11 protein-coding genes and 1 pseudogene are annotated in these 13,373 nt (G+C 62.8%); 2 read left to right on the top strand and 10 right to left on the bottom strand.

Features of this window, described 5'->3' with window-relative positions; genetic code table 11:
• Positions 1-231: 231 nt before the first annotated feature.
• From QX126_RS31065 to QX126_RS31050, 3 genes are all read right to left on the bottom strand, one after another.
• Positions 232-1,644, bottom strand: coding sequence for a mannose-1-phosphate guanylyltransferase/mannose-6-phosphate isomerase (locus QX126_RS31065; RefSeq protein WP_315786109.1), 1,413 nt, complete (start codon positions 1,642-1,644; stop codon positions 232-234).
• Entirely contained in the window at positions 1,641-2,153 is a 513-nt protein-coding gene (locus QX126_RS33635) for a hypothetical protein (protein WP_409999136.1), read from the bottom strand. The genes QX126_RS31065 and QX126_RS33635 overlap by 4 nt, the downstream gene beginning before the upstream one ends.
• Positions 2,154-2,723: 570 nt before the next feature.
• The gene (locus tag QX126_RS31050; protein WP_315786106.1) at positions 2,724-3,818 is read right to left on the bottom strand and encodes an integrase; all 1,095 of its coding nucleotides are present in this window, start codon (positions 3,816-3,818) and stop codon (positions 2,724-2,726) included.
• Positions 3,819-3,864: 46 nt separating this feature from the next.
• Between QX126_RS31050 and QX126_RS31045 the strand changes: the two are divergent.
• Positions 3,865-4,056: pseudogene (locus tag QX126_RS31045) on the top strand (replication initiator protein A); the annotation flags it as partial.
• A gap of 147 nt (positions 4,057-4,203) precedes the next feature.
• Complete coding sequence (locus QX126_RS31040) at positions 4,204-4,776, top strand: MFS transporter (protein ID WP_409999135.1); 573 nt, start codon at positions 4,204-4,206, stop codon at positions 4,774-4,776.
• A gap of 442 nt (positions 4,777-5,218) precedes the next feature.
• On the opposite strand, the gene QX126_RS31035 is transcribed toward QX126_RS31040, so the two are convergent.
• From QX126_RS31035 to QX126_RS31005, 7 genes are all read right to left on the bottom strand, one after another.
• Entirely contained in the window at positions 5,219-6,403 is a 1,185-nt protein-coding gene (locus QX126_RS31035; RefSeq protein WP_315786168.1) for an MFS transporter, read from the bottom strand.
• Between the two features lie 64 nt (positions 6,404-6,467).
• On the bottom strand, positions 6,468-7,652 hold the full coding sequence (locus tag QX126_RS31030; protein WP_409999139.1) for an MFS transporter: 1,185 nt from the start codon (positions 7,650-7,652) through the stop codon (positions 6,468-6,470).
• Positions 7,649-9,019: an NAD(P)-binding domain-containing protein gene (locus tag QX126_RS31025; RefSeq protein WP_315786097.1), complete on the bottom strand. Its 1,371-nt coding sequence runs from the start codon at positions 9,017-9,019 to the stop codon at positions 7,649-7,651. The genes QX126_RS31030 and QX126_RS31025 overlap by 4 nt, the downstream gene beginning before the upstream one ends.
• A 48-nt stretch (positions 9,020-9,067) precedes the next feature.
• Complete coding sequence (locus tag QX126_RS31020) at positions 9,068-9,385, bottom strand: metalloregulator ArsR/SmtB family transcription factor (protein WP_315736010.1); 318 nt, start codon at positions 9,383-9,385, stop codon at positions 9,068-9,070.
• Between the two features lie 78 nt (positions 9,386-9,463).
• Positions 9,464-10,216, bottom strand: coding sequence for a DUF4336 domain-containing protein (locus QX126_RS31015; RefSeq protein WP_315786094.1), 753 nt, complete (start codon positions 10,214-10,216; stop codon positions 9,464-9,466).
• A 98-nt stretch (positions 10,217-10,314) separates the two neighbouring features.
• Complete coding sequence (locus QX126_RS31010) at positions 10,315-10,719, bottom strand: DUF2478 domain-containing protein (RefSeq protein WP_315786091.1); 405 nt, start codon at positions 10,717-10,719, stop codon at positions 10,315-10,317.
• A gap of 113 nt (positions 10,720-10,832) precedes the next feature.
• On the bottom strand, positions 10,833-13,361 hold the full coding sequence (locus tag QX126_RS31005) for an arsenate reductase (azurin) large subunit (protein ID WP_315786087.1): 2,529 nt from the start codon (positions 13,359-13,361) through the stop codon (positions 10,833-10,835).
• Positions 13,362-13,373: the final 12 nt, after the last annotated feature.

The following is a 13,373-nucleotide window of genomic DNA, read 5'->3' as shown; positions in this document are numbered from 1 at the left end:
CGCGTGAAGCAGGCGATCGATATTGCCCACAAAATCTCCGCGTTCGAGTGCTCTATTACCCTGAGTAAACACTCAAGCTATTCCCTCATTTCAAGTGTCAATGCGGGAAGTCACGACTTCGCTTCTGGCCGATGTTTTGGTCGTGTTCTCCGTCAGAGTCGGGAGGCAGGCCAGCGGCTTGCCGAACATCGCCCCCAGCTCGGCTCGCGTGATTCGCGGCGAGACCCCGCCCTACTCGCGGCGGTAATCGTCCTCGATGCGGATGATGTCGTCCTCGCCGAGATAGGACCCGGTCTGGACCTCGATGAGTTCCAGCAGGATCTTGCCCGGGTTTTCCAGCCGGTGCACCGCGCCCATCGGAATGTAGATCGATTCGTTCTCGTGCACGGTCTTGACCGTCTCGTTGATGGTGACCCGCGCCGCGCCGCGCACTACGATCCAGTGCTCGGAGCGGTGATAGTGCTTCTGCAGCGACAGCCGCTGGCCGGGCTTGACGATGATGCGCTTGACCTGGTGACGCTCGCCATTGTCGACCGACTGATAGCTGCCCCAGGGCCGGTGCACCTTGATGTGCGCCTCGGTCACTTCGGGCGCGACGGTCTTGAGCTTGGCGACCAGCCGCTTCAATCCGTTGGCATCGCGCTGGCGCGAGACCAGCACTGCATCCTGCGCCGCCACCACGACGAGGTCGTCGACGCCCTCGAGCGCGACCAGCGCCTTGTCGGTGACCACATTGCAGTTGCGGGAATCCTCGAACACGGCCGTGCCGCGCGCGGCATTGCCCTGCCCGTCCTTGTCGGACAGTTCCCAGACCGCATGCCAGGAGCCGACGTCGGACCAGCCGCACGACACTGGGGCCACGGCCGTCCGCTCGGTCTTCTCCATCACAGCATAGTCGATCGAGATCGGCTTGGCCGCGGCGAAGGCGTCGGAGTCGAGGATGATGAAGCTGAGGTCGCGGCCGGCCTTGGCAACCGCGTCGGTCACCGTCTGCACGCTGGCGGCATCGTATTTGCGGTATTCGTCGAGCAGCACCGACGCGCGGAACATGAAGTTGCCGCTGTTCCAGAGATAGCCCTCGCGAATGTAGCGCTCGGCGGTCGGCTGATCCGGCTTCTCGACGAATTTTGCGACCGCCCGCACTTCCCCGGATACCGGTGCACCCGGGCTGATATAGCCGTATTCGGTGGCCGCGCGCTCCGGATTGACGCCGAAGGTGACGATGCGGCCGGCCTCGGCGGCAGCGAGCCCCTGGCGGCACGCCGCGAGAAAAGCGGGGGTGTCGCGGACGACGTGATCGGCCGCGAGTGCCAGCACGACAGCGTCCTGATGGCGCGACTGGGCGAAGGCCGCTCCGGCGGCGATGGCCGGGCCTGAATCACGCCGCATGGGCTCCAGCAAAACGTCTGCCTCGATGCCGATCTCGGCCAGTTGCTCCAGCACCATAAAGCGATAGGCCAGATTGGTGATGATGATCGGCCGCTCGAAGAGATCGGCATCGGAGACGCGCAGCAGCGTGTCCTGGAACGTGGAACGGGCGCCGAACAGCGGCAGGAACTGCTTCGGCCTGACCTCGCGCGAGGCCGGCCAGAGCCGGGTCCCGGCGCCGCCGCACATGATGAGAGGAATGATGCGTCCGGTCATGAAATCAACCCGTCAAATCCGATGGTAGTCGCGGTACCATTTTGCAAAACGTCCGATGCCGTCGGCGATCGATGTCGCCGGCCGGAAGCCGATGTCGCGCTCAAGATCGCCGACATCAGCATAGTTCGTCTCGACGTCTCCGGCTGCATCGGCAACATCTTCATGATGGGCGGACGGCCGAACTCCTTCTCAAGCACCTTCCCGAGGGCACGCGTGGCCGGGAGCATCGAGCCCAGATCGGCTTGGTGGGCACTGTCAATCGGAACGGTGACGAAGACGCAAGCAGCCGCGACCGTTTCGCTCGGATCGGTGGTGAAGTGCAAGTCCGGCCGATTCAGAGTGGCCGACGGGATCTCATAGCTGCTGTCCCTGCCGTCTTCTAGCTCGGCCATTTGTACGACGTCGATGTCAAATCCGATCGCCGGGTGGCCGGCTTGCACGAACGCTGCCGCGATCGGCGAGCCGGCATAAGCACCGCCTATCGCTGCGATCGTCAGTCCATGGGACATAAACTGGTGTTCCGGTTGTTTGCGAGGCCATTGACGGCACCCCGCGGCTGTTTAGCCGCTGGGGCGTCAGTACCGCAAGGGGGCGGTCTCCGCCGCGGCATCGCCTAAAGTCCGGCCCGCTAGGAGGGGAGTTGCGCGTCGCGACTCGACTTCGGAACCTTAAGAGCCAAAGTCGCCCTCGTGTGGGTGCATTCTGACTCCCCTCTTTGGATCGCGGCTCGCTCGCGTCTTTTTGGGCCAATGAGCTCGAATTCGCAGGACGCATCATGGCCAGCGCGAGAACATTCTCTCGGCGCGTACTGGCGGGGGCCTTCATCGATCAGCCAGCGGAGATTCTCCACGTAGCTCAGGCCAGAGCGGGGGGGTAAACTGTGGCGGAGGAGAGATGATCGTCGGGTACACTGGCAGGTACACGATGCCTTTGGCGCGCGAAAAACATCATATTAATCATGCTGATAGAGAAATTTTCGATTCCGCCCCTGGGCACCATGTCTCAAATCAGGCTTTGATCTTCCTCGGTTTTTTCCCCTTTTACTCCCACTTTCTTCAACCGGGCCCAAAAGTGGGAGACTATTGTTCGCGGTTTGATCGAGGGACAGGAGCGGTATCGCGCTCGCGGCGAGACGTTGTTGGTTGGCCCTCTTGGTATAGTGCGCGGCCTCCTTCATCGCCTGCCATCCGAAGATCGCCATCAGCTGCTTCTCGGCCGCGCCGTTCTCGGCCGCAACGCATGCGCCAGCCTTTCCCAGGCCATGTGCCGAACAATGATTTAATCCGGCCCGGTCGCACCAATCGCGGAACTTTGTTGCCGAAACCATTGCCGGTGAATGGGCGGCCGAACTCTGTAACCAGAAACGTCAGATCGCCACATGGCGACGCGTCGATTGCAGATTGCAACCAGGGCATAATCGGGATCGACAGGGTTACGGGCTTGGTCTTCCGGTTTTTCACCTGCGTAAACGTAAGCCAACCATTCTTGATGTGTTGTCGGCCAAATTTAACGACGTCCGATCTTCGCTGACCGGTGAACAGCAATAGCGCGAGTGCGAGATGCGCCTTGGTGCCGATTGGATGCTTCTTGGCATATTGCAGCACTTCAGCAATCGTCCAAGTGTGGAAGCCCTGCGATCCGGTCTTCATGTACGGCACATCCCGGGCCGGATTTCGCTCGGCGCCGGGATGCTCCGCCGCGATTGCATACTTGACGACTTGGCGCAGCGCCTTGATGTGACCGTTGGCAGCCTCGGGAAATTCCGCTTTGCGATCGCGCAGCGCGCGCACCTTGCTGCTCGGCATCGAGGCGTAGGGCAAGGAACCGATCAAATTTGAATTCTCGTCCGAGACCGGTTCGCTACACAAATTATCGAGAATGCCGCGTCGGGCTGACTTGATGCTGGTGTCGAGTCTCGTGAATTCCGCCGAGGCGTAGTATTGCTCAATCAGCCATCGCAGCGACCCATTCTTCGCGCGCGAGCCCTGCAGTTGTTCGGTCTCTCTGGGCTCGATCTTGCCATTCAGAGCGGCCTGGTACTCTCTCCCGAATTCGTCGGTACCTGGCACGGCACGAAGACGGATCTTGGGTCCTCGATTGCGCTGGAAATACCGGAGCACATTACCGTGTCGATCCATGTCCTCGTATACGTACTTGATACGCAGAGTGGTCATTGCGAGTCCATTTAATCACGCGGCAACTTCATCCCATGGATTGGTGCTCTTTCGCGCCGGCGAGATCAGCATTCGTGTCGAAGCCGTTCCGGAGCACGGCATGGCGACTATTTGGGACGCCGACGTCCTGATCTGAGCTGCTTCGCAAATCGTTGAAGCTCGCGATGGCGGACTGAAGACGTCCCGTCTGATGGCGGCAACGCCCTACGAAATCCTGACCTTCGTCGGCCGCGGCACCAGACCGCTGATGCCAGCGTGATTTGTTTGCACGACTAACGACTCTTTAGTCGCTCTCAGAGCAAGTCTCTCTCATGAAACCCAGAGTTGGCGTTTACCTCTCCGAGGGCATGGCTGCGCGGTTGGCAGAAGCGGCCAAAAAATCCCCGTGCCACTCGTTCTCTGGTTTCCCGGGGATCGCGTCCCGCTCCTGAACGGCTTGATGGTGATGCTAGGCGCGCTGGGTGCGGTCACGGCGACATTGCCGGCCGACCTGTTGCTGAAGTGGATTGGTTGGCGTGAACTATTTGGTCTGCTCGCTGGGCTGACTGTCGCCAGTGCGGTCACGATTTATCTGATCGTGCCCGACAGGACTGCAGTTCCGGGCGGCGCGATCGCAGCCGGTTTGAAGGAGGTCTATGCCGATCCGCGATTCTGGCGCGTTGCGCCGCTCTCGGCATCCTGCATTGGAACGGCCTGGGCTCTCCAACGGCTCTGGGCGGCGCAGTGGCTCAAGGACGTTGAGGGCCTCGATCGCGCCGGCGTGGTATTTCATTTGTTTGCGATGGCGGTCGCGCTCAGCCTGGGTGCCATTCTTCTTGGGGGCGCTGCCGATCGGCTGCGAAGGCGCGGTGTTGGACCGGAGGTGCTCCTGGGGCTTGTTGCGGCTGTCTTTATTGCAACTCAGTTCGCATTGATCTGCGCTTGCCCTTGCCGTCATATTTGCAGTGGGCCGTTGTAGCGGCCGTCGGCGCGGCTACGGTGCTGAGCTTCGCGACTCTGGCCGAGTATTTCCCGAAACAGCTCCCCGGAAGGGCCAACGGCGCGCTGAATCTGTTCCACATTGCCGCGGCCTTCGTTGTGCAATACGCGACCGGCGTTGTACTTCAGTATTGGACACCTCAAGCGGGACACTATCCCGAAATCGCTTATCGGACAGCCTTTGCTCTCAATCTCGCGCTCCAGGTCGTGGCTTGGATCTGGTTCATGTCTCCGCGCGTCAAAGCCGACTCGCGACAAAGGCGCGCGAGCGCCGTGCTCGAATTAGAGACCCGGAAGGCGATAGTCCGATAACCATACGCGACGATGTAGATACGAGACCGGAGCACAAGGAACTCTCCCTGATCACACTGGTGGAGGTGATCAAAATCGTTAGAAGCACAGGGCGCTCGAGGTGCTTCGCCCTATTGCGCAGGGACGTCCCTCTTCGGTCGAGCCGCCCGGGACAGGAGCAGCGCAAGCGGACCCATGAGAATCCCGACGGCCAGCATCATAAAGGCAAGCCGCCACCCGCCGGCGCTCTGGGGTCCTCCCGCCGCGTCGAGGGCCACGCCCGTGCCCCAGGCTCCGAGGGCCGACAACCCGAAGCCCACAGTGGAGTGCAGCGCCAACGTGGCTCCCCGATAATTGGGGTCGGCCGCTGCGCTCATTCCCGCGGTCAACGCTCCAGAGTCGGCAGGGACCGTTACGCCGTAGATCAGCAGCAGCAGCACCAGCGCCCAGGCCGGGGCGGTTACGTTGAAGGCGATGATGGTCGCCACGCAGGCGGACGTGATCATCACCGCGATAATCGCACGGTGCCGCCCGAACTTCAGCGCGGCTTCGTTGCCCAAAATGCTGGCGGGCATCGAGATGATTGCAAAGAAGAAGCTCACTACGACTGGCGACAGCCATGATGGCGCGTCCTGGTGCGCAACCACGAACGTCCAGAAACCTACGAGCCAGGTACGGATGCCGTAGAGTTCGAAACAGTGGGCACCGTAGCCGAAAATGTAGCCGAGTGCCTCTCGGTTGGCGAACACCGGCTTGAAGTTCAAAAGACGCCCCGTCTTGGACGCCGGTCGGCGAGCTACCATCAGCGCGCACGCCATCACCATTGCAATGGGTCCGATTCCGGTGATCACGAACGCAGCAGGCCAGCCCCATTTGTCCGCCGTCACCTGCGCCACCAGAAAAGAGATGCCCACCCCGAACGAGAAGCTCGATGTGTACAGCGTGACCGCACGCGAACTGTCTCCTGCCGGGAGCCGGTCGGTGAGCGCCTTCAGGCCCGGCATGTACGCCCCCGCAAAGCCGAGTCCGGCGATCGACCAGATGATTGTGCCCGACCAGAATCCTTGCGCAAACAAGCCGAAGGCGATGGTCGCAAGTCCGCTCACGACCGATCCGCAGAGGAGCACCAAGCGCGCGTCGATACGGTCCGTCAGCGTCGTCAGTAGGGGCACCGCGAGCATGTAGCCGAAGGCGTAGCCGCTTGCCATCAAGCCGCCTTCGGCGGCACTGAGCCCCCATGCCGGCATCAGGTGTTGAGCCAGATTTGCCGAAAGGGTCACGTGCGGCAGCAGGTTGCCCACCTGTCCAAGACACATCACCGCGATCAGCGGCCGGCCGGTCAAGTTGCGGATGCTCGCCTCCCCTCGAGTTTGTGGGCATTCATGCGGTTCGCCCAGGCTGCAGGAGCAGCAGCGCGACGAAGGCAGACAGCGATGCGAGAGCGCTGACCCAAAGCGCGACGCTACCGACATGTTCCACCATGAGCCCCATCGCGAGCGGTGCGACGGCTCCCGTTGCCCGTGCCGGAAGCGAAATCATGCCGACCCGTCTCCCGAAGCCGGCGGGTCCGAACAGAGCCAGCGGCAGCGTGCCGCGCGCGATGGTGATGATCCCGTTGCCAGCGCCGTACAGGACCGCATAGGCAGACGCGAACAGAGGACCTCCCAGGATCAGCGTAATGACGCCGATGGGATTCATCAGTGTAGCAAGTCTCGCCGAGAGCAGCGGGTGGAAGCGACCGAGCCAACCCGCTTCGAGAAGCCGGGCACCAACTTGGGCGGGCCCCACCAACGTTCCTGCGAACAACGCGGCAGCCGGTGAGGCACCCAGGGACACCAGCATCGTCGGCAGGATGGCCGAAAACCCCGAGCTGACGAACCCGACGGCGGCGAACAAGTAGGCCAGCACCACGATCGCGAACGTTTCGCTTTCACGCGAGGGGAGTTGAGGATGATCCACCGTCCCGGCTTCCTGTCGTAGGGGCGCGGCACGCGGCAAGTAGAGATTGAGAGGAAGCGCCAGGACCAAATGGATCAGCACCCAAGCCTGGCACGCCACTCGCCAGCCGTATTGGGCATCCAGCCACGTCGACAAGGGCCAGCCGACGGTGCTGGCAAACCCGGCGATCAGCGTGATGCCGGTGATGGAGCGTCGCGCCTTGCTGCCGTAGATGCGCGCGAGCGTTGCGAACGCCGCCTCGTAGAGGCCCATTCCCATGCCGATCCCGAGCAGCACCCAGGATACGACCAGGAGTGCTGGCCCCTCTGCGATCGAGAGCACGAACAAGCCGCCCGACAGAACAAGGTTCGAGGCCGCGAGCAGGCCTCGGCCTCCGAACGTGTCGATGGCATGCCCCACCCGTGGCCCCAGAAGTCCCGCGATCACGAGGGCGCCCGAGAGCGCCGCGAAGACATGGGTGGGTGCAAGACCCAAATCCCGCGCGATTGGCGCAGCGAGGATGGCCGGAAGGTAATAGCTCGAGGCCCACGCAATGGTTTGCGTGGTGCCGAGTGCAACGACGACCGCGACCGGACCTGCAGCCTGGCCCGCAGGAATTCGATTCATGAGCACCCGCACCCCGAAGCTCCCGTCTTCTTGGCCGCCTCGTCGGCGCCGCAACAGGCCGATGCATCCTCCTTGGGAGGGCCGCCGCAGCAGGCCGTCGCGAGCGTGGCCGCCGCGACGCTTCCACGCGTGCAGACGCCGGTCTCCGGCAGCACGAGCTCGACCCTCGCCGCGGCGGCCTTGTCGCCCGCAAGGTCGGCTGCGATCGAGCGGACCTGTTCGTAGCCGGTCATCATGAGGAAGGTGGGGGCGCGGCCGTAGGACTTCATGCCGGCCACGTAGAAACCGGGCTCGTCGTGTGCGAGTTCGCGCGCACCATGGGGGCGTACCGTTCCGCAGCTATGCTCGTTCGGATCGATGAGGGGAGCGAGAGCGACGGGCGCCTCGATGGCCGGATCGAGTTTTAGGCGCAGTTCGGACAGGAACGACAGGTCGGGACGGAAGCCCGTCGAGACGATCAGTTCATCGGCGACCACGCTGCGCGCCCCGCAGCACGCGCCGGTCGCGATCCGTAGCCGGCCTTCAACTTCCGAGATATGCGTGACGCCGAATTCGGCTTCGACCCGGACCTTGCCGGAGGCGACGAGCGCGGCGAAGGCGGCGCCTAGCTCGCCGCGTGCCGCGAGCTTGTCGTTGCGGCCGCCGCCGAACGCCTTCGCAGGGTCGGCGCCGCGCAAGAGCCAGACCGGCTCAGTGCCAGGTGCCTTTTCGGCGAGGTGGGCGAGGTCGATGAGCGTACCGACGGCCGAATGGCCGGCGCCGAGGACGGCGACCGCCTTCCCAGCGTATCTGGCTCGCTCGGCGCCGCGGACGTCCGGCATGCCGTAGGTGATCTTGCCCCCGTACTCCCGTTCTCCGAGGGCGGGCAGACCGTTTGCGCCCGCGGGATTGGGAGAGAACCAGGTGCCAGACACGTCGATGACGGCATCAGCCCGCAGCACCTCGGGCCCCTTGCCGTTCTGATAGCGGATCTCGAAAGGAGCGCCCTCGCGACCCTTGGTCTTGGCCTTGTCGAATCCGACCCGGCTGATCGCGGTCACGCGGCTCGAGGTGCGTATCGACTCGCGGAGCGCGGTTTTCGTCGCCAACGGCTCCAGGTAGCGGTCGATGAGCTCGCCGCCGGTGGGGTAGGATTGAGGGTCCGGAGAGTTCCATCCGGTCGGCGTGAGCAGACGCCGCGCGGCCTTGTCCACGTTGTACTCCCAGGGCGAAAAGAGCTGGACATGCTGCCACTGGCGAACGGCATGTGCCGCTTCGGGTCCGGCCTCGAGCACGATCGGCTCCATTCCGCGCTCGAGAACGTGCGCAGCCGCGGCGAGACCGACGGGGCCTGCCCCCACGATCGCCACCTTCTTCTTCTCCGTCATGATCGTCTCCTATCCTTCTAGAATTATCGAATATTGATCGACCAGAAATCAAGCCGCCGGCTTCTTGCTCCGGCACTCCACTTCGTCGGCGCAGCACTCGGCCGCCATGAAGTCGACCAACCCGCGCATGATCTCGTAGTTGGCGTGGCAAACGAGCGTGGTGGATTCGCGGACCTGCGTGATCAGGCCGACGGAGACCAGCGTCTTGATGTGATGCGACAGCGTGGACGCAGGAATCTTGAGCTTTTCCTGGAGCCGGCCAACCGGCAGACCGGCCCTGCCGGCTCTCACGAGGGCCCGATAGATCTGGAGCCTGGTCCGGTTTCCAAGCGCTTCCAGGCGCGCTGCGACGTCTTCGATCTTCATGTGGCAAATATGCGCCGGCGCGCAGGAAGAGTCAATTATATTTCTAGAAATGTCGAAATAGCGCGTGCTCTGGTTCTCTCAGGCATACCAGGCGAAGAAGCGATCGAGAACTTGACGGCCATTCGCCTCGAAGCACCGCCCGTGACTCACGACTATATGCTCGGGGTCCCAAGACAAGACTCTGTCAATTGCGGCTCGGGCTCTTCTTCGGTGCAACAAGAGTGGCAAGCGCATTCCGAAAAAGATCTGGCCATTGGGATGGTACATTCCCGTGAGGTGCGCAGCCGAGCGCCAGGGCTCGCTAATCTTGTCCAGCTCAAGGTTGATGATCGTATCGGTGAGAATGAGCGTTCTGGACGCCCTGTGAAAGAAGACGATTTCTCCGAAAATGCCTCCTGGGATGGCAGTTTGGTCGATTTCACCTCCCCACGCCGGCGGCGGCGTCGACGTAAGCTCATCATCGAACCGCACGTCAATTCCTCGCGCCCGTGCGCGTCGGCGTGCGCCCGGAGACCCCCACGTAGTGGCATCGGGGAATGCTCGCGACCACTCCCCGATGTGAGCATAGTGAAATTGGTTTGGTGATACGAGATGGCTGATCGAACCGATCGATCGTAGGTGGCGCGCGAGTTCGAGATCGAGCGCGATGGGTGAATGGAGGAATAGTTCACCATTCTGAAGCTGCACGACGGTCATGCGCGTCGAAAACGGCAGTGGCAGCGTCACGCCAGCCATCGTCAGGTACTCGAATGGCCCGTCGACGACCCCGATTCCTGGCGCGAAGGGCTTGTATTCGTTAATCGGGTCGTACAGCGATGGAGTACGCGACATGGCGGTCTGCCGGGCGTTCCGGGCCGCCGATTATAGCCCTCTCGCCTTTCAAGACCTAGAGCCGGCGCAGGTTTAGCGGGGCGGCATCGATTGCACCTCTATCCGGCGGGTTCAGCGTGCATGCTCTGCTCCCGGTGTTGTGGATTGCGATGGATCGCGTCGAACCAGGCAAGAACGGCCTCGGCCGAACAGGGGAGCTCAGCTCCCAAGCCGCCGTGAAACTGGCGCCAGCGTTCCACGTAGGGCTCCCGCACCGCTGTCAGGAGCGGGGTTCCCGCGCAGACGATGTCCGCGCAGGAAGCGAGCAGCTCGTGTCCTGCGGCCTCGGCTCTGCCAAACCGACTGATGACGACGAGATCCACTGCATCCCTGATCGCGGATTCTATGCAATGCGCCATCGAGAGCTGGGCCTGTTCGTCCAGCTTGCAGCCGCGAGATTCGCTTCCGCGATCCTGGATGATCCTCGCCCGCTCCCCGGTGCGAAGGTCCAACAGGTCGAGCATCCGGCATTTTGCCGAGCCCGGCACTATGTTGACCTCGGCTGACCGGCAGCGACATGACCGAGATCAATACACTTGATCGGGGCCGGGCGGCTCCCGCCGCCCGGTCCTCGTCTCTACGCCTTGTAGTGCGGCGATTTGAACGACAGTCGCTTGGTGGTCTCGGGAGCCGAAGCGATCTTGCGGATGTCCGCCCACGTCTGCTTGTAGTTGGGAATGATGAGCTCGTTCACTCCGGCGTTGACGACGTTGCCCTGCACGCCGGTCGGGAACCCAAAGAGCATAAACGTTTGCTTTGGCTTCGCCGACGGCGTTGGCTGGACCATCGCTTGGGTCGAACCGGCATCATTATAGACCTCGACCAGATCGCCTTCGCCCAGGCCGAGCTCCTTCATGTCGTTCGGGTTCATCTCGATGAAGGGGTACGGCGTCCGGTCCATGACGAAGTCGTTCTGGGCATCCATGAACGCATTCTGCCAAACGAGGTTGGTCCGTCCGTTGTTGACCAGGAACTTGTACTTGGCCTTCTGCTCGGCCTTGCCCGCGGCCTGAAGCCCGCGCCAGGGCGCGGCCATGAAGAATGCCTTGCCGTCCTTGGTCGAGAACTTTCCGTCCGTGTACAGTCGCTTGGTTCCCTGGATCTTGTTGTCGGCGAAGCCGACAGATGGCTCCTGGAAGCCGTTCGTGCCCATCGCGCGGAGGCGCGCATACGTGACGTTCTCGCCGCCTTTCTCGTGCTTGCGGTAGCCGTCGTTGAAGGCGTCTTCCTCCGTCTTCCAATCGAACCCTTTGAACTGATCGGCGTAGGAGGCATTGCCCTGCTCGCGCAGCACGCGCTCCATCGTGTTCGCAAACCGGGCGGCGATGAGGCAGTCCGGCATCGCGTTGCCGGGCGGATCCATGTAGCGCTCGGTCAGCCGCATTCGTCGTTCGCCGTTCATGGATGTCAGGTTCATCTCGCCGGAGATGGCTGCAGGCAACCAGACGTGGGAGGCTTGTCCGATCTGGGTCGGCACGATGTCGACGTCGACCGAGAACAGGCCGCCCTGCCGGATCGCGACCATGATGGCGTCGACCATGGCCTTGCGGTCGCCCCAGGGCACGGTGTTCATGGCGTCCTTCACCATGTCCGTCCGGCGCTTGTACACCTGCTTGAACTTGAACGCGTTGAGCGTCGTCTTGTAGTGGTCGCAGGCCCAGATGTGATGGATGCCGCCGCGCCCCTCGATGAGGAGCTTGTCGACGTAGGCGGCCGGCCGCCCGACATGGGCGTCGGATGGACGCGAGTAGCCTTCCTGGTGGCCGCCCAGGCGCACGACTCCGCCGCCCGGCCGGCCGACGTTGCCGGTCGCGAGCGCGAGGTTCACGATGGCGCCGTTGGTGCGGTAGTTGTCGTTGCCCCAGATGATGCCCTTCTCGTATCCGAACATCGTCCGCCGGCGCTTGCCGCCGGCCTTCGGCTCCGCGATCCACTGGGCTGCCTTGACGATGTCCTCTCCGCGGAGCCCGGTGATCTTCGCCGCGTCCTCGATCGACGTGCGGTTCGCAGCCAAGGCCGACGCGAAATCGGTCAACGGTTGATCGGCCGGCGTGCCGCCGGGCCGCGATATCAGACCGGCGGCCTGACCCGAGGGCAACGTGCTTGCCGCGATGAACTCCTTGTCGATCCACCCCTTGTCGGCCACGTAGGCCAGAAGCGCGTTGAACAGCACGAGGTCCGTGCCAGGCTCAAGCGCGAGGTGGAGGACACGATCCTTCCCGCCCTCGGCTTCGCAGGCTGCCGTAGTCGCGGTGCGGCGTGGATCGATGATGATGATCCGGCTGGCCTCGACGGGTTCGCCGGGGAATTCCTTCTTCCTCTTGTCCATCGTGGTGCCGCGCAGGTTCGGTATCCAATGGTTGAGGAAGTAGTTGGTCTGGGTCTCGAGCGGATTGGTGCCGATCGCCACGATCGTGTCCGCAAGCTCGGCGTCCTCGTAGCAGTTGTTGAGCTCGCCGACGCCCATGTCGCGCGTCGCATGCACCTCGGAATTGTAGGCGGGCCGATTGTGAATGCGGACGTTCTTGATCTTCATGGCGCCGAAGTAGAGCTTTCCGGTACCCCAGGTGTTCTCGTATCCTCCAGCCGATCCGCCGTGGTCGAACATCGATACGAAGAGGCCGTCTTCGCCCTGCTCGTTGATGACCGCTGCCGTGACGCGTGCCACCAGATCGAGCGCGTCATCCCAGCTCGTCGGCTGCATCGAGCCATAGCGCCAGACCATCGGGTCGGTCAGACGCTGCAGCTGGGTGTTCCGTTGCTGGGAGGTGTGGTTCTCGGCCATCCGCGCGCCGCGGATCGAACCGAGACCGGAGTTCACGACACAGTCCGTGTCCGGCTTGATGACGAGGTGAACGTCCTTACCGTCCTGCTTGACGATGTTGTACATGGACGGCGAATACCAGGCCGCGGTCTCCGCGCCCTGCTGCTTGGACAGGTCGACGCCGAATTTGTTGGACTTCGGATCGAAGCCACCCTGCTTGTTGATCGCCCAGGTGTAGGCTTTGTAGCCGCATCCGACGATACAGTAGTGGCAGGTGACGTTGTGCTCCTTGGCATCCGCCGGGATGATCGGGAGGCGGTCGGTCTGGCGCTTATAGGTCATGTTGTCCCTCCC

It is taken from the genome of Bradyrhizobium sp. SZCCHNPS1003 (assembly GCF_032381555.1).
Lineage (GTDB): Bacteria > Pseudomonadota > Alphaproteobacteria > Rhizobiales > Xanthobacteraceae > Bradyrhizobium.
This window is presented reverse-complemented; position numbering and strand designations above follow the sequence as displayed.

What these genes read in the sequence shown, in the direction of transcription:
- QX126_RS31065 (WP_315786109.1), bottom strand. Translation starts at nt 1,644, where the DNA reads ATGACCGGACGCATCATTCCTCTCATCATGTGCGGCGGCGCCGGGACC.
- QX126_RS33635 (WP_409999136.1), bottom strand. Translation starts at nt 2,153, where the DNA reads ATGTCCCATGGACTGACGATCGCAGCGATAGGCGGTGCTTATGCCGGC.
- QX126_RS31050 (WP_315786106.1), bottom strand. Translation starts at nt 3,818, where the DNA reads ATGACCACTCTGCGTATCAAGTACGTATACGAGGACATGGATCGACAC.
- QX126_RS31035 (WP_315786168.1), bottom strand. Translation starts at nt 6,403, where the DNA reads ATGTGTCTTGGACAGGTGGGCAACCTGCTGCCGCACGTGACCCTTTCG.
- QX126_RS31030 (WP_409999139.1), bottom strand. Translation starts at nt 7,652, where the DNA reads ATGAATCGAATTCCTGCGGGCCAGGCTGCAGGTCCGGTCGCGGTCGTC.
- QX126_RS31025 (WP_315786097.1), bottom strand. Translation starts at nt 9,019, where the DNA reads ATGACGGAGAAGAAGAAGGTGGCGATCGTGGGGGCAGGCCCCGTCGGT.
- QX126_RS31020 (WP_315736010.1), bottom strand. Translation starts at nt 9,385, where the DNA reads ATGAAGATCGAAGACGTCGCAGCGCGCCTGGAAGCGCTTGGAAACCGG.
- QX126_RS31015 (WP_315786094.1), bottom strand. Translation starts at nt 10,216, where the DNA reads ATGTCGCGTACTCCATCGCTGTACGACCCGATTAACGAATACAAGCCC.
- QX126_RS31010 (WP_315786091.1), bottom strand. Translation starts at nt 10,719, where the DNA reads ATGCTCGACCTGTTGGACCTTCGCACCGGGGAGCGGGCGAGGATCATC.
- QX126_RS31005 (WP_315786087.1), bottom strand. Translation starts at nt 13,361, where the DNA reads ATGACCTATAAGCGCCAGACCGACCGCCTCCCGATCATCCCGGCGGAT.